At 32.3% G+C, this 21,165-nt stretch carries 18 protein-coding genes; 6 read left to right on the forward strand and 12 right to left on the reverse strand.

Features of this window, described 5'->3' with window-relative positions; genetic code table 11:
- Nucleotides 1-317: 317 nt before the first annotated feature.
- Nucleotides 318-3,110: an excinuclease ABC subunit UvrA gene (gene uvrA, locus OH806_RS13365; protein WP_264744174.1), complete on the reverse strand. Its 2,793-nt coding sequence runs from the start codon at nucleotides 3,108-3,110 to the stop codon at nucleotides 318-320.
- Between the two features lie 556 nt (nucleotides 3,111-3,666).
- On the opposite strand from uvrA, the gene OH806_RS13370 reads away from it, so the two are divergent.
- The 3 genes from OH806_RS13370 to OH806_RS13380 all read left to right on the forward strand — a co-directional run bounded on the left by OH806_RS13370 (nucleotide 3,667) and on the right by OH806_RS13380 (nucleotide 5,229).
- Nucleotides 3,667-4,455 carry a TonB-dependent receptor gene (locus OH806_RS13370; RefSeq protein WP_264744175.1) on the forward strand — a complete coding sequence of 263 codons (789 nt, stop codon included), beginning with the start codon at nucleotides 3,667-3,669 and terminating at the stop codon, nucleotides 4,453-4,455.
- Nucleotides 4,456-4,574: 119 nt separating this feature from the next.
- Nucleotides 4,575-4,715: a hypothetical protein gene (locus OH806_RS13375; protein WP_264744176.1), complete on the forward strand. Its 141-nt coding sequence runs from the start codon at nucleotides 4,575-4,577 to the stop codon at nucleotides 4,713-4,715.
- Nucleotides 4,716-4,782: 67 nt separating this feature from the next.
- Nucleotides 4,783-5,229, forward strand: coding sequence for a phosphohydrolase (locus OH806_RS13380; protein WP_264744177.1), 447 nt, complete (start codon nucleotides 4,783-4,785; stop codon nucleotides 5,227-5,229).
- On the opposite strand, the gene OH806_RS13385 is transcribed toward OH806_RS13380, so the two are convergent.
- From OH806_RS13385 to OH806_RS13430, 10 genes are all read right to left on the reverse strand, one after another.
- Nucleotides 5,226-5,942 (reverse strand): DUF2490 domain-containing protein, encoded by a 717-nt coding sequence (locus tag OH806_RS13385; protein WP_264744178.1) that lies wholly within the window; start codon nucleotides 5,940-5,942, stop codon nucleotides 5,226-5,228. The genes OH806_RS13380 and OH806_RS13385 overlap by 4 nt on opposite strands.
- Before the next feature lie 58 nt (nucleotides 5,943-6,000).
- Nucleotides 6,001-7,038 (reverse strand): TonB-dependent receptor domain-containing protein, encoded by a 1,038-nt coding sequence (locus OH806_RS13390; RefSeq protein ID WP_264744179.1) that lies wholly within the window; start codon nucleotides 7,036-7,038, stop codon nucleotides 6,001-6,003.
- A gap of 87 nt (nucleotides 7,039-7,125) precedes the next feature.
- The gene (locus OH806_RS13395; RefSeq protein WP_264744180.1) at nucleotides 7,126-8,901 is read right to left on the reverse strand and encodes an acyl-CoA dehydrogenase family protein; all 1,776 of its coding nucleotides are present in this window, start codon (nucleotides 8,899-8,901) and stop codon (nucleotides 7,126-7,128) included.
- A 51-nt stretch (nucleotides 8,902-8,952) separates the two neighbouring features.
- Nucleotides 8,953-9,309 (reverse strand): four helix bundle protein, encoded by a 357-nt coding sequence (locus tag OH806_RS13400; protein ID WP_264744181.1) that lies wholly within the window; start codon nucleotides 9,307-9,309, stop codon nucleotides 8,953-8,955.
- 37 nt (nucleotides 9,310-9,346) lie between these two features.
- Nucleotides 9,347-10,528, reverse strand: coding sequence for an acetyl-CoA C-acyltransferase (locus tag OH806_RS13405; protein WP_264744182.1), 1,182 nt, complete (start codon nucleotides 10,526-10,528; stop codon nucleotides 9,347-9,349).
- Between the two features lie 23 nt (nucleotides 10,529-10,551).
- The gene (locus OH806_RS13410; RefSeq protein WP_264744183.1) at nucleotides 10,552-12,945 is read right to left on the reverse strand and encodes a 3-hydroxyacyl-CoA dehydrogenase/enoyl-CoA hydratase family protein; all 2,394 of its coding nucleotides are present in this window, start codon (nucleotides 12,943-12,945) and stop codon (nucleotides 10,552-10,554) included.
- 10 nt (nucleotides 12,946-12,955) lie between these two features.
- Complete coding sequence (locus OH806_RS13415; protein ID WP_264744284.1) at nucleotides 12,956-13,405, reverse strand: MarR family winged helix-turn-helix transcriptional regulator; 450 nt, start codon at nucleotides 13,403-13,405, stop codon at nucleotides 12,956-12,958.
- Between the two features lie 165 nt (nucleotides 13,406-13,570).
- Nucleotides 13,571-14,494, reverse strand: a complete 924-nt coding sequence (locus OH806_RS13420; protein WP_264744184.1) for an ABC transporter ATP-binding protein — start codon at nucleotides 14,492-14,494, stop codon at nucleotides 13,571-13,573.
- Nucleotides 14,495-14,505: 11 nt separating this feature from the next.
- Entirely contained in the window at nucleotides 14,506-15,477 is a 972-nt protein-coding gene (locus tag OH806_RS13425; RefSeq protein ID WP_264744185.1) for an iron ABC transporter permease, read from the reverse strand.
- A gap of 18 nt (nucleotides 15,478-15,495) precedes the next feature.
- Complete coding sequence (locus OH806_RS13430) at nucleotides 15,496-16,056, reverse strand: TlpA family protein disulfide reductase (RefSeq protein ID WP_264744186.1); 561 nt, start codon at nucleotides 16,054-16,056, stop codon at nucleotides 15,496-15,498.
- 32 nt (nucleotides 16,057-16,088) lie between these two features.
- Between OH806_RS13430 and OH806_RS13435 the strand changes: the two genes are divergently transcribed.
- The gene (locus OH806_RS13435) at nucleotides 16,089-17,213 is read left to right on the forward strand and encodes a flavin reductase family protein (RefSeq protein ID WP_264744187.1); all 1,125 of its coding nucleotides are present in this window, start codon (nucleotides 16,089-16,091) and stop codon (nucleotides 17,211-17,213) included.
- A 5-nt stretch (nucleotides 17,214-17,218) separates the two neighbouring features.
- Nucleotides 17,219-17,827, forward strand: a complete 609-nt coding sequence (locus OH806_RS13440; RefSeq protein ID WP_406567642.1) for a SanA/YdcF family protein — start codon at nucleotides 17,219-17,221, stop codon at nucleotides 17,825-17,827.
- Between the two features lie 20 nt (nucleotides 17,828-17,847).
- Here the strand turns inward: OH806_RS13440 and tamL are convergent, their stop codons facing one another.
- Nucleotides 17,848-20,445 carry a translocation and assembly module lipoprotein TamL gene (gene tamL / locus OH806_RS13445; RefSeq protein ID WP_264744189.1) on the reverse strand — a complete coding sequence of 866 codons (2,598 nt, stop codon included), beginning with the start codon at nucleotides 20,443-20,445 and terminating at the stop codon, nucleotides 17,848-17,850.
- Between tamL and OH806_RS13450 the strand changes: the two genes are divergently transcribed.
- The gene (locus OH806_RS13450; RefSeq protein ID WP_264744190.1) at nucleotides 20,431-21,156 is read left to right on the forward strand and encodes a TrmH family RNA methyltransferase; all 726 of its coding nucleotides are present in this window, start codon (nucleotides 20,431-20,433) and stop codon (nucleotides 21,154-21,156) included. The two genes, tamL and OH806_RS13450, sit on opposite strands and share 15 nt — an antisense overlap.
- The last annotated feature ends 9 nt before the right edge of the window (nucleotides 21,157-21,165 follow it).

Below are 21,165 nucleotides of genomic sequence, written 5' to 3' on the forward strand. Positions count from 1 at the left end.
ACTCTAAATTCTCAAATATAATATAAAAGAATCCGCTCTTTAGAAGCGGATTCAGTAGATAATACATCTCATTTTTTTAATTAGACAACAATAAAAAAGCACAGCCGACAATGCTGTGCTTAAATTTTTATAAATTTAATTGCAATTTCAAAGTTGAAAAAAGCAAAATATGTTTTCACCTCAGTTTTATTACATAGTAAATGTAGTAATAAATTCCTTACAAACAATTAATTAAATGTTAAAACTAACAAGTTATCCACATTTTTTTGTGGAAAAATATCATCTGCTAAACTCATTAAATGAAAAGTAGTGACTTACTAATTTTCCAGCTTTTCCTTAATATATTTCGCAGTATGGGATTTTTTATTTTTAATTAAATCTTCTGGTGTTCCCATAAAAACAACTTCTCCACCATATTTTCCTGCTTCAGGACCAATATCTATGATATAATCTGCACATTTAATAATATCCGGCTGATGTTCAATTACAATTACGGAATGTCCCAAATCAATTAAAGCTTGTAAAGACTTCAACAATTTTTGAATATCGTGGAAGTGCAAACCTGTAGAAGGCTCATCAAAAATAAACAATGTTTTATCTGTTGTAACACCTTTCACAAGGAACGAAGCCAACTTCACACGCTGCGCTTCACCACCTGAAAGGGTAGAAGAACTTTGCCCAAGTTGCAGATATCCTAAACCAACATCTTGTAAAGGTTTTAACTTAGTAAAAATTTTCTCTTCTTTATTATCTTTAAAGAAAACTAAAGCCTCATCAACAGTCATATGAAGAATATCCGAAATATTTTTCTCGTCATATTTCACTTCCAAAATTTCACTTTTGAAACGTGTTCCTTTACATGCTTCACATTCCAGCTCAATATCTGCCATGAACTGCATAGATACATTGATTACCCCTTCACCTTTACATTCATCACATCTTCCACCATCTACATTAAAGGAAAAATGTTTAGGCTTATAACCCATCATTTTTGCCATTTTCTGCTTAGAAAACAAATCTCTGATATCATCATAGGCTTTAAGATAGGTTACAGGATTGGAACGTGAAGATTTCCCGATAGGATTTTGGTCAATCAATTCTATATGCTTGATTAATCTAAGAGGAAATTCCACCGAATCATAATCGCCTTTTTTACCACCCATTCCAAGCTGAATCTGGATATCATTCGTAAGAATTTCTTTCATCAATGTAGATTTTCCGCTTCCTGAAACTCCGGAAATCACCACAAGACTTTCTAGAGGAATATCAACATCGATGTTTTTAAGATTATTCTGTCGTGCTCCTTTTATATGAATCCACTCTTTAGCTTTTCTTCTCTTTTCAGGTACTTCAATTTCTAATCTGCCTGTAAGATATTTTGATGTTAAAGTATCTGCATTTTTCAGCTCTTTATAATCTCCTGCGAAAACCAATTCACCTCCAAGATATCCTGCCTCCGGACCAATATCAATGATATAATCCGCGGCTTTCATTACATCTTCATCGTGCTCTACAACAATCACGGTATTACCCAAATCACGAAGATTTTTCAAAACCTCAATTAAATTTTCAGTATCTCTTGAATGAAGCCCGATTGAAGGCTCATCCAAAATATAAATAGAACCCACCAAAGAACTTCCTAAACTTGTAGCAAGATTAATTCTTTGGCTTTCACCTCCTGAAAGGGTATTTGAAGTCCTGTTTAAAGTTAAATACCCTAAACCAACCTTTAATAAAAACTCAAGGCGGGTTGTAATTTCGTATAATAATCTTTTTGCGACTTCTTTATCGTGATCGGATAACTTCAATCCCTTTATTAATGGAAAAAGTTCATCTAAAGGAAGTTCAATCAATGACTGTATATTGTGACCATCAACTTTCACCCAACTCGTTTCTTCACGCAATCTCAATCCTTCACAGGTAGGACAAAGCGTTTTTCCGCGATATCTCGAAAGCATCACTCGATACTGAATTTTGTATAAATTTTCTTCAACCATGCTGAAGAAATTATTGATGGAAGGGAAAGTACTTTTTCCGTCACCTTTCCAAAGATAACTTTTCTGCTCTTTTGATAATTGATGATAAGGCTTATGAATAGGGAAATCTTTTGCTTTTTTAATGAAGTCTTTTTTCCATTCGCTCATACTTTCGCCTTTCCACGCCGCAACAGCATCTTCGAAAACAGATAAAGTCTTATTCGGAATCACCAAATCTTCATCTATTCCAATTACTTTTCCGTAACCTTCACAAGTAGGACAAGCTCCGTAAGGATTATTAAAACTAAAGAAATGTACATTCGGCTCAAGAAACTCTATCCCGTCAAGCTCGAATTTATTCGAAAATTCTTTTACTTTTCCAGTATCAATATTTTTTAAATAACAATATCCTCGACCTTCATAAAATGCCATTTGAATAGAATCTGCCAAACGTTGAAGAAAACTTTCATCTTCCTCGTAAGAAAAACGATCGATGACAAGATTGATTATCATTCCTTTTTCCGGAGTGAACCCAAAACTTTCCAAATCTTCTATCCCAGCAATATTTCCATTGATTTCCAGTCTTGTGAAACCTGCCAGTTTTAAAACCTTCAGATTTTCATCAAAAGCATTGATATCATATTCAAAAGGAGCTGTCAATAAAAATGAAGTATCTTTTTTTGATGCCTTAATAAAATCTACCACATCAGACACCGAATCTTTTTTCACTTCTTCCCCTGAAACAGGAGAAAATGTTTTTCCGATTCTGGCAAAAAGAAGTTTAAGATAGTCATAAATTTCCGTAGACGTACCTACTGTGGAACGTGGATTCGATGAAATTACTTTTTGTTGAATAGCTATTGAAGGAGCTAAACCTTTTATATCATCCACTTTTGGCTTTTCTAATTTACCCAAAAACTGACGTGCGTAAGAACTCAAACTCTCAACGTATCTTCTTTGTCCCTCTGCATAAATTGTATCAAAAGCAAGAGATGATTTTCCACTTCCGGAAACTCCTGTGATAACAATAAGTTTATTCTTTGGAATAAGTACATCTATGTGTTTCAGGTTGTTAAGATGTGCATTTTTAACAAAAACCTGTTTCTTTATATCTATTTCTGTAGTTGAAGCCATAGTAAAATTAAGACCCACAAAATTACAAATTTTTAGCCTACCTTTTTGATTTATTTATTCTCCCAAAATAGCAAATTCCAAATCCAGACCATTAATAAAATTTCAATTTATATTGATTATTACAAACTAATAATCAATAAATCACACATAAAAACACTAAAGTAACATTTTTTAAAAGTGTAAATGTTAATATTAAATAAGACTTTACACGAGAAAAAAATAAATAATTTCAATTAAAAAAAACAATTTATTACACAACATTCACAACCAGTGATGATTTTCATGATTTTATTCAGTTCTTTTAATCATGCTCTTGTTTAGTGTCTTAAATTTATTTAAAATTGCATTAATAAATATGTAATATAGAAATGAGAAAGTTATTCAGAGATCTAGTTACACATTTAATGAGAAAAAGATAATTTTACAACTACTCCCACATAAGATGCAGAAAAACTGCATCTTTTTTTATGATAATTATCATTTTCCAGTCTTAAATAACTCCACTACTTTTGGAATTTATTAAAAGAAGAAACTAACACCCAACAAACTAGTTAGCATGCTAAAAAAAACAGGAAGCATTTTTTTCTTAGGATTATTTTTTTTCATTAATGCTCAGGAAAAATCTACAGACATTGAAACAATAGAAATTCAGGGAAAATTTATTTCCACACCTTATAAAACAGCTAATCAGAATATTACTGTTATTACAAAAGAGGAAATTATAAATTCACCTGCAAAAAGTATCGATGAAATGCTTCAACTAGTTGCCGGAATGGACATCAGAAGGAGAGGAGCCAATGGAGTACAAAGTGACGTTTCTTTTAGAGGAAGCTCTTTTGAACAGGTTCTTCTTCTCATCAACGGAATCAGAATGAACGATTCTCAAACCGGACATAATTCTCTAAACATTCCCGTAGACTTGGAAGATGTAGAAAGAATTGAAGTAATAAAAGGGCCTGCAGCAAGAAGGTTTGGTCAAAATGCTTATGCCGGAGCTATTAATATCATCACTAAAATCAATCTTGGAAAGAATGTAAAAATAAGTGCTAATGCTGGAGATTATGAAACCTTTGGTTTTGGTCTTAATGCCAATTTAGGAGGTGAAAAGTTTTCAAATTCTTTGAATATTAATTCAAACTCGTCTCAAGGTTATATGCATAATACGGATTATGAAATTCGTAATATTTTTTATCAGAGTCAATTGAAAATAAAAGAGGGAGATGTAAAGCTACAAGCCGGTTTTTCTGAGAAAAAATTTGGTGCAAACGGATTTTATTCGTCTTCAAATGCAACAGAACAGTATGAGGAGCTTCAATCATCTATTGTATACTTCCATTTATTTTAATATCAGGTTTTGCTCTCGCTCAGGAAAAGCAAGAAGAGTCTCAAAATAAACTTATTGATACTTTGAAAGCTTACAAAAAGATAAACATTAAAGAAAATAAAAAACGAAATCTTTATAATATGCCGGTGGCTAAACCAAAAGATTCATCGATTTATTCTGGTCTGAAAAATTCTAAAACAGATACTACAGATTACAAAATTTTAAATGCGACTCCTCCTGAAAAGAAAAAAATAGCAAAGAAGGATGAAAAAAATAATTAAAATCTTATTGTAATATTTTAAAGAATTTTTCATTCATTTTTTATTTTTGTAATCTATTTCCAATAGAATGACAAAAGAAGAACTACTCAACAGAGCAATAAAAATTGCTGATAAAGCCCACAAGGGACAAACAGATAAGTATCACGCACCATACATTGCTCATGTTATGCGTGTAATGGAATACGGGAAAACGATTGACGAAAAAATTGTCGGGGTTTTGCATGATGTTGTAGAAGATCATCCCCTAGAATTTAGTCTTGATTATTTAAGAAGTGAAGGCTTTCCCGAATATATTATTTTTGCTATAAGTTGTCTTACAAAATTTGATCCTGAAGAAGATTACGATGATTTTGTAAAAAGAACCGAACGTTCTCCCCTTGCTGTAGCTGTAAAATTAAACGATTTGCGTGATAATATGGATTTGCGTAGGGTAAATCGAGAGCTTACCCCAAAAGATATCAAAAGATTTAACAAATACCTGAAAGCATATAGATATTTGATAGAAAAATATTAATCAGCTCCAGGGAAATCATAAGATTTTACAGGATGATTAGTCTCGTCAATATTGATGTTTAAAGCAAGATAAACGAAATGTAAATTTTTATTTCCTGTTGCTTCAAATTCTCTTTGCCAAAGATAGCCAGTTGCAATTCCGAAATAGTCATCAATTTGGTATCCGAGACCGCCATAAACCCTGTTTCTTGCAAAAGTGGGTTTCATTGGGGTTACAAAGAAAATTTCATCATAGGCGTTGGCAAAGATGGTTCCTTTTTTTACTTCTTTAGAATTTAAAGGGACACTTACGTTTAGACGATAACGATAACGCATTCTTTGAGATGTTTTATCTAAATTAGGCTCATAAAACCAGCTTTTTTCAACCCGAAAACGATTTTCAAATTTTATAATACCTTTTTTTACATCGATCACGTCCTGAAGCCATACCCTGAATTCTTCTTTATTTAGATCGTGTTTTTTGTAATTAACATATCTTCCAAGTCCTACAAAAGGTTTATGATTTTTGGTAAGGTTATATCCAAGCCCTCCTTTTATTTCATAATAATCAGGATAGGTGTAGTCTTCATTTCCTCGTAACTGACCTTCTGCATAGATGAAAAATTTTGGATGAAATTTATAGGTTAATGTAAGTGAATTAAAACTTGAAATATGACTCTGTGCTTTAGAAAAAGTAACAAGAAAAAGTAAGCTAAGACTCCAAAAAAGTTTCATTTTTTTAGTAAAATTTTTTGCAAAAATAACCTTATTTAACTATTAGATAATATTAAGTTTACTTAATATTAATATTATAAGAAAAACCAAGATGAAACCATCTGCTAGGCATTTGAACACCAAAAGCTTCCGTATATTTCGTATTGGTAATATTGTTAATTAAAACATAAACAGAAAAATCTTTTTTTGCATAGCTAATTTTTTCATCCAGAAGATTATAACTCGTCAAATTTAAGCGGTCATTATATCTGTAAACAAGCTCATTGGTGAAATACTTCAAGAATTTTGTCTCCAATTTTGCTGTAAACTGATGTTTTAAATTATCTAAAGTATATCTTGAAATAAAGTCTTTAGGTTCTTTAAAATCATTATCTAGATAGGTATATCCTACGGAATATTTCAACCAGTTTAATAATTGATGATTTACTTCAAGTTCTATACCTTTTATTTCTGTATCACCAACGTTTTGAGCATACCAAATGGGATCATTTACAGAGGTTTTTATCCAATCTATTGAGTTGTTTGAACTTCTTAAAAATCCGCTTACTTTTGCTAGAATATTTTTAGTCTGAAACTGATATCCAATTTCTGCATATACTGCATTTTCAGGCGTTAGAAAAGGGTTTCCCTGTTCTGTTTTACTTACATAAAATAAGTCTGTAAATGTGGGAACTCTATGTACTTTAGAAATATTTCCATAGACTTTATTGTTTGCATTGAAATTGTATCCAACATCTAACCCAGGATAAAAGAAATTTCCTTCATTAGAATAATTTGCCCACGAAATTCCGGGAGAAATATTTAGTTTATTATTGAAAAAGGAGAAATAATGTTCCAAAAATACTTGTGAAACAAAACGCTTCCTGTTTCCTAAATTATTACTTGCCAAAAATTCTTTCCTCAATTCAACGCCTAAACCTGTTGTTCCTAATCCCCATTTATAACTAGAATTTACTTCACCTCCTACATTATTTCCAATGTGCATATTTCTATAAATTTCGGGCTTTTTACGATTGTATAAGTACATATCTTGCCCTCTTCTCCAATAGATATTTGAGTTGAGTTTAAATTTTCCGAAACTTTGTCTGTGAGCCAAACTTACATTTCATCACTAATTTTTTATAAAGATAAAAAAAACGTCTCATTTCTGAGACGTTTCAAAATCAAATTTATGTTATAAAGACTAATAATTTCCTTTTTCAATATAGTGAGCAGCAATTTTTTCAGTCAATGCAACTACATTAGGATGATTAGTATACTTCGTAAATCTCCTTAATCCTGAAAGCATCATTCTTTGTTCATCACCTTCAGCAAAAGAAACAATTCCTTCTTTTGCAGCTACAATGATTTTTTCTACTGCTTTATAAAGATTTAATTGAGCCATTGCAGCTTCTACAGAGTCCGGAGAGAAATGTTTTTCAGCTCTTAAAACTGCAGATTCAGCCATGTAGATTTGGTTAAGAATCTCAGAAGCATTTAATAATAAATGTTGTTGTTTCTCAATATCCATCATATATTTCTGAAGAGCAGCACCAGAAACCATTAAGAATACTTTCTTAAGATTTGCAATAATTGCTTTTTCTTCGCTCATGAAAGCAGAATAATCCGGAACTTCAAATGAAGGAATTCCCATTAATTCTTTACTGATCGCCATTGCCGGAGATAATAAATCTAATTCTCCCTTCATCGCTCTCTTAATCAACATTCCTACAGAAAGAAGTCTGTTGATTTCGTTAGTTCCTTCATAAATTCTTGAAATTCTAGAGTCTCTCCATGCAGATTCCATTGGAGTGTCTTCAGAGAATCCCATTCCTCCGTATACCTGAATTCCTTCATCAGCAGTGGTTTGAGCTAAATCAGAAACAAAAACTTTAAGAATTGAACATTCTACCGCAAACTCTTCAACACCCTTCAATTCAGCAGCCTGATGATCCATTCCTCCAGCTACTAATTCATCAATTTTATCCTGAACATCTTTAGCTGCTCTGTAAGATCCTGCTTCACTTACGAAAGTTCCTGTTGCCATTTCAGCAATTTTCTTTCTGATAGCTCCAAAAGTCGATATAGAAACGCCAAACTGTTTTCTCTCATTTGAATATTGAATTGAGTGATTCAAAATTCTTCTTTGTGCATCAAGACAAGCAGCAGCCAATTTAATACGACCAACATTTAATGCATTTAAAGCGATTTTGAAACCGTTGTTTCTTTCTCCTAAAAGATTCTCAACAGGAACTTTCATATCATTAAAGAAAACCTGACGAGTAGAAGATGCACGAATACCCAATTTGTGTTCTTCTTCACCAAAAGTTAAACTTTCAGGGTTCTCAAGCTCAGATCTGTTGATAACGAAACCTGTAATATTTTTATCATCATCAATTTTAGCAAATAATGTGAAAGTATCCGCAAATCCTGCGTTAGAAATCCACATTTTCTGTCCGTTGATGATATAATGTTTTCCATCTTCAGAAAGTTTAGCTTTTGTTTTCCCTGAATTTGCATCTGAACCAGCATCCGGCTCAGTTAAACAATAAGCACCAAATTTAGTTCCTGCAGCTAAATCAGGAAGATATTTTTTCTTTTGTTCTTCTGTACCGTAAAGTAGGATAGGAAGCGTACCAATTCCCGTATGTGCTCCATAAGCTGTAGCTAATGAACCTGTAGCTCCTGAAAGATAATCACAAGCAAGCATGGTTGTAACGAATCCCATTCCTAGACCTCCGTACGACTCAGGAACTGTAATACCCAACATACCCATTTCTCCCAGTTTACGCATTACTTCTTCAGTCAATGCATAATCTTTCTTTTCAAAACGTTCTTTTTGTGGAACAACTTCTCTGTCGATAAATTCTTTCGCAGAGTCACGAAGCATCTTTTGCTCTTCTGAAAGTTCTTCAAGTGTGAAAATTTCGTTTGCAGGAATTTCTTTAATTAGGAATTCTCCACCTTTTAATGTAGCCATATATTTTTTTGTTTTTTTTAGATTTAAGAATAAAGAGAAAAGAATAAAGACTTATAATTTTAAGTTTTTTTGAAAGCCTGAAATCATTCTCTGTAATTCTGTGATTTTATTTTCTATAGTTTCAAGTTTTGATAACTCAAAATAATTTCTGTTTGAGGAAATTATAACCTGAGTTTGTAATTCATAAAGAGAACCAAGACTTATTTCTAAAAATCTATTAAAATCTTTATTTGAGCTTCTGATCGAGCCTTCCGCTATGTTGGAAGCAATAGACACAGAACATCTTCTTGTTTGAGACTTTAATCCGAATTCTTCACTTTTTGGAAAAGCATCAGTAAGAATGTAAATATCATTAGCTAATTCTATTGATAGCTTCCATATATTCAAATTCTTAAAATTATGCTTCATCTTGGTCTTTTCTCTTTATTCTTTGTTCTTTTCTCTTCTAAAGAAGTTCAAAAATAGATGCAGCACCTTGCCCTGTTCCTACACACATAGAAACCATACCATATTTATTTCCGCGTTTTCTCATTTCGTCAAGAAGCTGAACGGTTAATTTTGTTCCTGTACAACCAAGAGGGTGACCCAATGCAATCGCACCTCCGTTTACATTCAAAATATCCGGATTTAGACCTAATTCTTTCTTGATCGCAACCGATTGAGAAGCAAATGCTTCATTCAATTCAATAAGATCTATATCATTAAGTGTAAGTCCTGCTTGTTTTAAAGCTTTTGGAATAGCATAAATTGGTCCCATTCCCATAATTCTTGGTTCAAGACCTGCTGCAGCATAAGCTACTAATCTCGCTTCGGGCTGTAATCCTAACTCTTTTACCATTTCCTCACTCATTACCATGACGAAAGCTGCGCCATCACTCATTTGAGATGAATTTCCAGCAGTTACGCTACCTCCATTGGCAAAAACAGGTCTTAATTTAGCCAAACCTTCCAAAGATGTATCTGCTCTAGGACCTTCGTCTACTGAGAAATCAAACTTTTTAGTTTGCATTTTCTGGTTTTCATCCAAGAAATTATACTCCACAGGAATTGGAACAATTTGGTTTGCAAATTTACCTTCCTGATTTGCTTTTAAAGCTTTCATATGAGATTCAAATGCAAATTGGTCTTGCTCTTCTCTCGTGATATTATATTGCTTAGCAACTTCTTCAGCAGTATAACCCATTCCCCAATAATAATCAGGGTTTGTTTTCGCAATATCTGTTTCAGGAACAGGTTTATAACCTCCCATCGGAATATAAGACATAGATTCTGTACCTCCCGCAATAATACAATCAGCCATTCCTGCCTGAATTTTTGCAGAAGCAATTGCAATCGCTTCACTTCCAGATGCACAATATCTGTTTACTGTAACTCCTGGAACTTTGTCAGTATTTAGCCCCATCAAAGAAATTAAACGAGCAACATTCAATCCTTGTTCTGCTTCAGGCATTGCGTTTCCTACGATAAGGTCGTCAATTCTGTTTTTGTCTAATTGTGGTAGTTCAGCCATTAATTTTTCAATAACTGTAGCCGCCATTACATCGGGTCTTGTAAATCTTAAACTTCCTTTTGGTGCTTTACCAACGGCAGTTCTGAACCCCTTTACTATATATGCTGTCTTTGACATTTTAATTCTTAATTATTAAATGATTAGTTTCTAAGTGGTTTCCCATTTTGAAGCATGTACTGAATTCTTTCCAAAGTTTTTCTTTCTCCACAAAGCTGAAGGAAAGTTTCTCTTTCAAGATTTAACAGATATTGTTCAGTTACAACTGTTGGTTCAGAAAGATTACCTCCTACCATTACATTAGCAAGTTTATCTGCAATTTTCTTATCGTGCTCAGAAATATAGTTTCCTGTTAACATTTGGTCTGTTCCTACATAGAACATTCCTAATGCATCTTTACCTAAAACTTTTACTTTTTGCTCGATTGGTTGTGTATAACCATGGTCAGCCATTAATCTAGCTACTTGTTTTGCTTCAGCAATCTGAGTGTTTCTATTTACAGCAACGATATCTTTATGCTCTTCGAGAATTCCCATATCAAAAGCCTCGTAAGCAGAAGTAGCAACTTTACCCATTGCAATATTCATGAATGCATCACGAAGTCTGTTTGTTTTAACATCATCATTGTGGAAGTCTCTAGAAGTTCTTAATGTGAACTCTTTAGTACCACCACCTCCAGGAATAACACCAACACCAACTTCTACAAGACCGATGTAGGTTTCTGCTGCTGCAACAACTCTGTCTGCGTGCATTGTCATTTCGCAACCACCTCCTAAAGCCATTTGGTGAGGCGCAACAATAACTGGAATAGAAGAATAGCGAACTCTCATCATTGATTTTTGGAAGTAAGCGATTGCCATATTCAAATCATCCCAATCTTGCTCAATAGCCATCATCATAATCATCGCTAAATTTGCACCAACTGAGAAATTTGTTCCTTGATTTGCTATTACTAAACCATCATATTCTTTTTCAGCTAAATCTATTGCTCTATTTAATCCGTCTAGAACTTCTCCTCCAAGAGAGTTCATTTTTGAACGAATTTCGAAATTGATGATACCATCACCTAAATCGATAATTGACGCACCTGAATTACTCCAAAGTGTTTTATTCTTTCTAAGGTTATCAAGAATGATGAAGGCATCTTTTCCAGGGATTTTAGAATAATTACCTGAGTTTTTCTCGAAATAAGTTGTTTGACCTTCTTCAGAAACTTTATAGAATGATTCAACATTTTTAACCCAATCAGAAACTTCATATCCCGCTTCTTTAGCCAATTCGATACCTTTTTGAGCTCCTACAGCATCCCAAATTTCGAATGGCCCATTTTCCCAGCCGAAACCGGCTTTCATCGCGTCATCAATTTTGTAGATGTCATCAGAAATTTCAGGAACTTTATGAGAAACGTAAGCGAACATTGCTCCGAAAGAGGCTCTGTAGAATTCTCCGGCTTTATCTTTACCTCCAATAAGAACTTTGAATCTGTCAATTGGTTTATCGATAGATTTTGTTAATTCCAAAGTAGGGAAGGCAACTTTACCTTGAGGTTCATATTCATTCGTATCAAGGTTTAATCTTAAAATTTCAGATTTACCTCCTTCACCTTTTACTTTTTTGAAGAATCCCTGTCCTGATTTAGAACCTAGGAATTTATTCTCCATCAAGAATTCAATATAGCTTGGCATTGCAAACTGATCTTTGAACATATCTTGCTCAACACCGCTTTCGCGAACTCCGTTTGCTACATGAACTAAAGTATCTAATCCTACAACATCAGCTGTTCTGAAAGTCGCTGATTTTGGACGCCCAATAACCGGACCTGTTAATTTATCAACATCAGAAATATTCAATCCTAATTTTTGAATAGTATTGAAAATATTCATAATTCCAAATACACCAATTCTGTTGGCAATAAAAGCTGGAGTATCTTTTGCCAAAACCGTAGTTTTTCCTAAGAATTTTGCTCCATAATTCATGTAGAAATCTATAACTTCCGGAGCTGTATCATTAGTAGGAATAATTTCTAAAAGAGGCAAATATCTTACAGGATTAAAGAAGTGAGTTCCTGCAAAATATTTTTTGAAGTCATCGCTTCTTCCTTCTGTTAAGAAATGAATAGGAATACCAGATGTATTAGAAGAAATTAAAGTTCCAGGTTTTCTGAATTGTTCAATTTTCTCATATACAGATTTTTTGATATCAAGTCTTTCAACTACAACCTCAATAATCCAGTCTGTATTTTTTATTTTCTGTAAATCATCGTCAAAGTTTCCTATTTTGATTCTATCAGCAAACTTTGGTGAATAAAGCAATGCCGGACTAGCTTTCTTTAGTTTTTCAAAGTTTTCGGCAGCTATTCTGTTTCTTACTGCTTTATCTTCTTTGGTCAAACCTTTTTTCTGCTCAGTTTCAGTTAATTCAAAAGGAACGATATCTAAAAGCGAAACTTCTACTCCTATATTAGCGAAGTGAGCTGCAATACCGCTACCCATAATTCCTGAACCAAGAACCGTAACATGTTTGATTCTTCTTTTCATTTGATAATATTTATTTTCTGTTATTTAAATCTGTTGCAATTTTCATTATTTCATGCATCACTTCCTTGAAAATTTCTAGTCTTTCAGGAGCAATTTTTTCCATTACTTTTTTATTGAAGTTAACGACAACTTCTTTTGATATATTTCTGGAATTCAATCCTTTGTCCGTAAGTTTTATAATAACTTCACGTTTATCTGTTGTCGTTTTTTCTTTATAGATGTATCCGTTATCCTCTAAGAGTTTAATAATTCTCGTAAGAGAGGTAGGTTCAATAGCCATTTTAGGCCCCAGATTCGTACTTCGTGTTCCTTCTTTAGGGTCAATTTTAAGAAGTGTGAGAGCTTGAACAGCCGTAGAATCATGTTCTTGTGCAAGTTCTGTGTACATTTTAGAAACAGCCAACCAAGTCTGTTTTAAAATTAAATCTACATTTTCTATTTTTTCTTTATTTTGAGCCATCATTTTTTGGGTAATGGTTTTATCCAAATTTAGTAAATATTATGCATGCATAGCATTATTCAACGTTAAAATTTGTTAACAAACTGATAATAAAGCAATTAAATTATATGACAAGCATAATACTATGCATGCATAGTATATAAAATAAACAATAAAATAAGAGTATTAATAAATGATTTTCACTAAATTAATAATTTCTTCGAAAGATTCACATTTCCATTCTTGAGAATCTCTAGAAATAACCCAAATATTATCATGAAAATCAAAATTGAAAGAAGAAAGATCCTTTTGAAAGTTTTTTTGAAGTAATGAGTACAACATTTCCTTATAAAAATTGGGAGCGATAATCTTAGGTGCTACAAAATTTTCGTTAACCTGAAATAAAGACGCATTAGTAAGTTCAGAGTGTTGCAATAAAACATCTTCGACAATTCCGGAAAACAGTTGCTTATCTTTCACATACCATATTTTGTCGGCAAACTCTTTCGCCAAACGCCAATCGTGTGAAGAGAAAAGTATAAGCTTATTCTGTTCTTTTGCTAATTTTCTAAGGGTTTTAAGAATGATAATTTTATTTTTTTCATCTAAATGTGTTGTTGGTTCATCAAGAATAATAATAGGGGAATTTTGAGTTAAAGCTCGACCAATAAATGCTTTTTGCAGATTTCCGTCTGACAGATTTTTGAGAAGTGTATGTTTATATTGATCTAAGTCTAATTCTTCAATAATACCCGAAACTTCCTCTCTATCTTCTTTCTTAAGTTCAAAATAAAAAGGATAATAAATGTACTTTCCAAGGGAAACAAGATCTTCAACAGTATAATTTTGCGGCACAATAGATTTTGAGAAAACCACTGCAATATTCTCTGCAACTTCTTTTACAGAAAGGTTTTTAATATTCTTATTATTGATGAAAACTTCACCATTCAATAAAGGAATCTGATTCAGAATAGACTTAATTAAAGTCGTTTTGCCCACACCATTATTACCAATTAACAAACAAACTTCCCCCAAATTCAAATCAGCATTCACATTTGAAATTAAGGTTGTACTATAACCGATATTTGTTTGTTTGATCTGTAAATACATTGCAAAAACTATTAAACTTTATTCTGTTTCAAAAGCATCATTAAAATTACAGGAATTCCGAAAACCGAACTTATTACATTCAAAGGAATTTGTGTTGTCTCCGCAACAATTGAAAATAACAACATCATCAACATTCCTAAAAACATGTTCAAAATCCATTGCTGCCAAAGCTTTGAAGGATTGTAAATCAGTCTGCAAAAATGAGGAACAATGATTCCAATAAATAAAATCGGACCTAAAAAGGCTGTAATTGAAGCAGAAAGTAGGGAAGAAGCAACAATTATCAATATCTTCAGCTGTGTAAGATTTACACCTAAACTTTGTGCATATGAAGTTCCTAAAGAATTCCCAATCAACGGCTTTATGGTCTTAAAACAAATGAACAATCCTATTAAGACAAGAATAAATAAAACATAGATTTGATTTCTCGTTACCATATTATTGGCTCCAAAAGACCATAAAATAAAGTTTTTTAAACTTTGATTTTCTGCATAAAACTGCAGTAAAGAAACAATTGCACCAGCAAATGCAGATACTAAAAAACCGAAAATAATTAAATAAGATTTATCCTGAAATTTATTGGATATAGACAACAAAACCAGCATTAACAATAAGCTTCCTGCAATAGCTGCCAAACTTAAAAAACTATTTTGAAGAAACTCCGGAAGCAAAATATCATGTGAAAAGAATATATAAAATGCAACCGATAAACTTGCTACGGATGTAATTCCTAATATATCAGGTCCTGCTAATGGATTTTGAAAATATTCCTGCATCAAAAAACCTGAAGTTGGGATGGAAATTCCTGCCAAAAGCATTACCATCACACGATTAACCCGAATTTCAGCAATTTGACTATTCGAAGAATCCTGAAAAAAATCCTGAAAGCTTAAACTTAAAAATCCTGTGTTCAGATTAAGAAGCGCGGTTAAAATAATTGCGATAAATAACAAAAAACACAGGATTTTAAACTTATTTGACATTATAAAGTCTGAAAAGTTTTATTTTAAAAGAGTATTAATCTTATTATTCAACTCATCTTCTGTCATCATTCCTAGAAACTCTTCAGTTTTAGCTCCTTTTCTAAAGAAAGTAAAAGGAATAGAACCTCCGTCCCATTTTTGAAAGTTTTTAGGAAAAAAATTAGCATCAAGTTTTTGACCATCAAGCAAAACGATATTTTTAGCTAAATCATGCTCTTCAGCAAAGTTTTTCACATCGTCATTCCATACCGTTCTTTCATCCAAGCTCACAAATGTAAATTTTACAGGTTTTCCCTTCAATTCCTGCATTTTATTCTTAAAATGAGGTATTTCTCTCATGCATGGTCCGCACCAAGTAGCAAAGAAATTCGTAACATACAGAGTATCGTTATTTTTAGCCAGATAATCCCCTATTTTTTCAGGAGCTATTTCCGGAGAAATAAATGTATTGTTAACAACATCAGTATTTTCCGTTACAGAAGTTGAGTCTATACCTGTTTCGTTATCATTTTTAGGTTCTTCTTTTTTACAGCTTGATAATGCTAATAGAACCAACGTGGATAAAATTATCTTCTTCATAAATTATTTTTTGTCTATTTTTGAATTGAAGTATGGAACAACAAATCTATAAAGGGAAACTTACACAGTTTCATTGGCTAAAAATAGCGAAAAAGGAAGAACTGACCAAAAATACTTTTTCTCTGGAGTTTGAAATTCCTGAGAATTTGAAGGAGAATTTTAAGTTTGAAGCGGGTCAGTTTGTAAGTGTAAAATTTCAATCAAACGGTCAAGAAGTTATTAATGATTATTCAATGACTTCAGCTCCGTATGAAAAGAAAATCACTTTAGGAATGAAAATAAATTCTTCTAGTGGAACGACTTCACAATTGTCTAGAAATTACAATGTAGGTGACCAATTACTGGTAAGTGAACCTAGCGGAAGATTTACCTTAATCTCAAAACCAAGTGAATTCAGAACTATTGTTGGTTTTGCTGCCGGAATTGGAATTACACCAATCTTAAGTCATTTTAAGGATATTCTTCATAATGAACCAAGAACACGAATGTTCTTATTTTTTGGTAATAAAAGTTCAGAAGATATAGCTTACAGACAAGATTTAGAGAATCTTGCAAAAAAATATAGTGACAGATTGCAAATTTTTTATTTCTATTCACAAGAAAAAACTGCCAACAATTTCTTCTATGGAAGGCTGGATGAGAAAAAATTAAGTTTAATAATCAATCAAATTCTTCATTTGGATGATACGGACGAAGAATCTACCATTTGGGATGCCGTAGATGAAGTTTTAATTTGCGGAAAAGGGGAGATGATTAAAAATCTTGCCAACGCATGTTATCATCACGGAATACCTAAAAAGAATATTCATTTTGAACTTTTTGAAGAATTTAATGATGACATTTATCCTATTGAAAAAGAATTTCCGTTAATAGAAAACGTAGAAGTTGAGTTTAAAATGCTTGGAAAAGAATATCAAACAGAACTTCCAACAAATAAAGAAAAAATTTTACAACAATTATTAGTTCAAAAATTTCCGGTTCCATACTCATGTAAATCAGGAATTTGCGGAAGCTGCGAATGTATTTTAGAAGAAGGCGAGGTTGAACTTTTAGAAAATGAATATTTAACGGAGAAAGAAGAGGAAAAAGGACACATTTTAGCATGTATGTCTATAGCGAAAAGTAAAAAAATAAAGCTTAACTTTGACTTGAGTTGAGAATTATAAAAAACATATTAAATCTTGCTTTCATATCAATTGAAATTGGTATCTTATTGATATGCCTTTGTAACGCCTGGGTTTTTGGCCTTACAAACGGTAGAACCTATACTAAAATATCAAAAATTCCTCCAAGAGAGGTAGCTCTGGTATTGGGTACTTCGCCTAAAATGAGGTCAGGACTTTCAAACCCTTATTTCACAAAAAGAATGGATGCTGCATCTTTGCTTTACCATCATGGGAAAATAAAAAAAATTATAGTAAGTGGTGAGAAAAGTAAAGGATACAATGAGCCTGCCGCTATGAAAAACTACCTGATTTACCAAGAAGGCGTACCAGAAGATATCATTATTGAAGATCCTAAAGGTTTTAATACTTACAAAAGTATTTTACGTTGTAAAGATGTTTATAACCAAAAAAATGTAATCATAGTTTCACAAGGCTTTCATAATCTTCGTGCCTTACTTTTTGCAAGAAACAAGGATATGAACGCATTAGGTTTTGATGCACAAGACGTAACCAAACCCGAAAGCTACTACAGAAACCAATTTCGGGAAATACTTGCACGAACTGTTGCTGTAGTATATTTTGCTCTAGGAATTTCTCCCGATTAAACTTAAAAAATTAGAAGAAATTAGAACGGATATCCAAATGCAATGTTTAAAGTAGGTTTGAATGGGTTAAAATTATTAAATCTCCATTTTTCACCAGAAGGTTTATTTGGATCATAAATTTTATAGGCTAAATCGAGCCTCAATGTAATGTACGCTACATTTACCCTTAAACCTAATCCACTACCAATTCCCATTTGTCCTAAAAATTTATTGAATTTAAATTCGTCTCCATAACCATCATTGTAATTTTTAAGACTCCAGGTATTTCCTATATCTGTAAATAAAGCACCTTCATACATATCATTAAAAGGAACTCTAAGCTCAATGTTTGTAGTCAGCTTTAAATTATTTGTCATATAGGTACGAACTCTTTCATCAACCTGAGAATCAGCAGGTCCCAAACCTCCAAAAGCAACCCAAGCTCTAATATCATTTGAACCACCATTAAAGTAAGACCTCACAACAGGCATGTCTTTAGAGTTTCCGTATGGAATTCCTATACCTATAAATTGGCGTAAAACCAGTGTATTTCTATTAAATTTAAAATATTTTCTAGTATCAATATCAAACTTCACAAATTGAGCATAAGGAACCCCGAAAATTGTTCTTTGAGGACTCGTTACAATACCTCCTTCATCTCTCTTTTGATTAAAAATACTTAAAAGATTACCTGCTAATTCTACTTTTCCGTTAAAATAAAAAGCATTGGGATAATCTTTTTTACCAACTTCATTATATACAAAATTGTAAATCATTGAAGAAATAAGAACATCCTGTGTTTGTCTATCTTTATTTACCAAAGTACCGATGAATGCTGTATAAAGATCTGCTCCTTTAGAATCTAGCCCTCCCTGATATTCCAAATCTTCTGTAATATATTGAGACACCTGATCTCTGGTTAATTGCCCTGTCTCAAAATCTTGCTTAACATCCGGACGATATGCAAAATAATTACCAAAAATCTCTTCTCTTATTGCATTATCATTCACGAAATAATCATAATAAGCAGACTTATTTTTAGTTAAACTCAATTGAGTATTAAAAAGTGTAAGCTTATGATAAACTTGGTCATTTACGCTTGCCTGAAAATTAAGACCTGTATTAAAGTTTACTCTTCCCAAGCCAATATTATTCTGAACAGAAGCTCCTAAAAGAATAGATGAAGTAGGAGTATATTTTTTAGGAATTAATTTATAATAGTTAAACGGTAATAACAATCTTGGGAAATTAAGTGAAGCCTGAGCTGACAATTCATATGCTAAAACTCTTTTATTAATATCCTGAGTACTTCTTATTGAACCAAATGTTCCAGATAAACTTGTGGAAAGATTTTCCATTCCTCGAAATACATTTCTGGTTGTTAAATCAATTGAAGGAGAAACACCAAGATTCAAAATCTGAGAATAATTGATATCTGTTCCGACTTTCAATTCATATTTGTCCAGAGGTTTTAATAAATATAAAACATCTACAATACTATCGTTAGGAGTTGTTCCGCCTCCTTGTCTTAAAGAATCTCTAGCTTTCAGAATACTAAAATTGTTAGTTGCTAACAAGTTCCTTTTTGTTACATCAAGCTTTTTTTGGTCATAAACCTGTTTACTATCAACAATAATAGATCTCCAAAGCGAAGAAATTTTATATCTATCATCCATTTTATGGAATCTTATTCTTCGTAAGCTATCTTTTATTGTATTTCTGGGAAAATCACTTGCCTTATCCACTATAGCAACATCAATATTTCCAATGGTCGCAACTTTATAAGGAGAGTCAATAGAATCTTTATGTATTTCTAATGTTAAAGGAACCTGTTTTGTACTTTTCAAAGAATCAGCAATAAAATAAACTTCATCATTAGAACTATTAAATCTATAATATCCATTTTTTCTCATCAGATCAGTAAGCCTTGTAACTTCTTTTTCAAGAACTGTTTGATCCAGAATTTGTCCGGATTTCACATGTGTCTCTCCAATAGAATATTTATAAACATTCTTAATGTTTTGATCAGGAATATTATAATAATAATCTTTTATATAAGTTGGTTCGTTATGCTTTATAAAATAAGTTACAGCCGCTTTTTTTGTAGCAGAGTCTAAATCATGCTTAAATTTCACTTCTGCATCCCAAAAACCTTTGTAAGTAAGCCTTTTTTCAATTGATTCTGCACTTTTTCCTGTTCTTGACTGATCCAAAATAACCGGAGGAGTTCCCCAACTGTGATATAATCTATCTAAAAACAAACTTTTACCCACACTGCTTTTCATATTATATTTAATGAATAATGAATCTCTCAATTTCTGATCTCTCATTTCACGAGGATAGGTCATATATTCATTAAGAATAGTATCATATTTCGGGTTTGCAGCATTATAGAGCAACAAACTTAAAGGCATGAAAAGAAGTTGTTTCTTATTAGGCTTTTGCTGAACGTAGCTTTTTAATTCTTCATCAAAATTTTCTTTCTTATCTTCAAACTGAAAATTGTTCTTTGCAAGTAGATATTCACCTTCAGGAACCTTCTTTGTTGTACTACAAGCGTAAAGGAGACCAACAAATGTTGCAAATGAAATAATTTTATAATATTTTTGAGGAGAATTCTTATAATGCTTACAGCTCATACAATAAAAATTTTACAGTCTTTAGATAAAAAGAAGTTCAGACAAAAATACAACTTGTTTTTGGTTGAAGGTAATAAAATCATTTGTGAACTTTTTAATTCTAACTTTAAAATTAAAGAAATATTCTCTACTGATCCACAAAAATTAGACCGCACTAGTGTACCTATCACTCATATCTCTGAAAATGAGCTTAAAAAAATTAGTTTTTTGCAACATCCAAAAGATTCTGTAGCAGTTTGTTGGCTCAATGAGAAAGAAATACAGGAAGATAAAAATATTCAACTTGTTTTAGACGGCATTCAGGATCCAGGAAATTTAGGTACAATTATACGTTTGGCAGATTGGTTTGGAATAGAACAAATCATTTGTAGTGAAGACACTGTTGATTTCTATAATCCTAAAGTAATTATGGCAAGTATGGGCTCTTTTACAAGAGTAAATATCGTTTATACTAATCTGATAGAATACCTTTCAAATACGCAAAACGTGAATATTGGAACCGACATGGAAGGAGAAAATATTTATACTTTTCAGAAACCTGAAAAGATTAATTTAATTCTAGGAAATGAAGGAAACGGAATGCGTACCGAAACAGAAAAACTTCTTCAAAAAAGCATCAGTATTCCAAGGTTTGGAAAATCACAATCCACAGAAAGCCTAAATGTTTCTATGGCTGCAGGAATTATTTTAGGGCAGTTATTTTCAAAATAAAAAAATTAA

Source organism: Chryseobacterium oryctis, assembly GCF_025971925.1.
Taxonomy (GTDB): Bacteria; Bacteroidota; Bacteroidia; order Flavobacteriales; family Weeksellaceae; genus Chryseobacterium; species Chryseobacterium oryctis.

Bases quoted from the DNA above. Each gene is read 5' to 3' on its own strand.
- OH806_RS13380 (WP_264744177.1), top strand. From the start codon at position 4,783: ATGACAAAAGAAGAACTACTCAACAGAGCAATAAAAATTGCTGATAAA.
- OH806_RS13430 (WP_264744186.1), bottom strand. From the start codon at position 16,056: ATGAAGAAGATAATTTTATCCACGTTGGTTCTATTAGCATTATCAAGC.
- OH806_RS13385 (WP_264744178.1), bottom strand. From the start codon at position 5,942: ATGAAACTTTTTTGGAGTCTTAGCTTACTTTTTCTTGTTACTTTTTCT.
- OH806_RS13395 (WP_264744180.1), bottom strand. From the start codon at position 8,901: ATGGCTACATTAAAAGGTGGAGAATTCCTAATTAAAGAAATTCCTGCA.
- OH806_RS13435 (WP_264744187.1), top strand. From the start codon at position 16,089: ATGGAACAACAAATCTATAAAGGGAAACTTACACAGTTTCATTGGCTA.
- OH806_RS13415 (WP_264744284.1), bottom strand. From the start codon at position 13,405: ATGGCTCAAAATAAAGAAAAAATAGAAAATGTAGATTTAATTTTAAAA.
- OH806_RS13425 (WP_264744185.1), bottom strand. From the start codon at position 15,477: ATGTCAAATAAGTTTAAAATCCTGTGTTTTTTGTTATTTATCGCAATT.
- uvrA (WP_264744174.1), bottom strand. From the start codon at position 3,110: ATGGCTTCAACTACAGAAATAGATATAAAGAAACAGGTTTTTGTTAAA.
- OH806_RS13420 (WP_264744184.1), bottom strand. From the start codon at position 14,494: ATGTATTTACAGATCAAACAAACAAATATCGGTTATAGTACAACCTTA.
- OH806_RS13450 (WP_264744190.1), top strand. From the start codon at position 20,431: ATGCTTACAGCTCATACAATAAAAATTTTACAGTCTTTAGATAAAAAG.
- tamL (WP_264744189.1), bottom strand. From the start codon at position 20,445: ATGAGCTGTAAGCATTATAAGAATTCTCCTCAAAAATATTATAAAATT.
- OH806_RS13370 (WP_264744175.1), top strand. From the start codon at position 3,667: ATGCTAAAAAAAACAGGAAGCATTTTTTTCTTAGGATTATTTTTTTTC.
- OH806_RS13410 (WP_264744183.1), bottom strand. From the start codon at position 12,945: ATGAAAAGAAGAATCAAACATGTTACGGTTCTTGGTTCAGGAATTATG.
- OH806_RS13375 (WP_264744176.1), top strand. From the start codon at position 4,575: ATGCCGGTGGCTAAACCAAAAGATTCATCGATTTATTCTGGTCTGAAA.
- OH806_RS13405 (WP_264744182.1), bottom strand. From the start codon at position 10,528: ATGTCAAAGACAGCATATATAGTAAAGGGGTTCAGAACTGCCGTTGGT.
- OH806_RS13400 (WP_264744181.1), bottom strand. From the start codon at position 9,309: ATGAAGCATAATTTTAAGAATTTGAATATATGGAAGCTATCAATAGAA.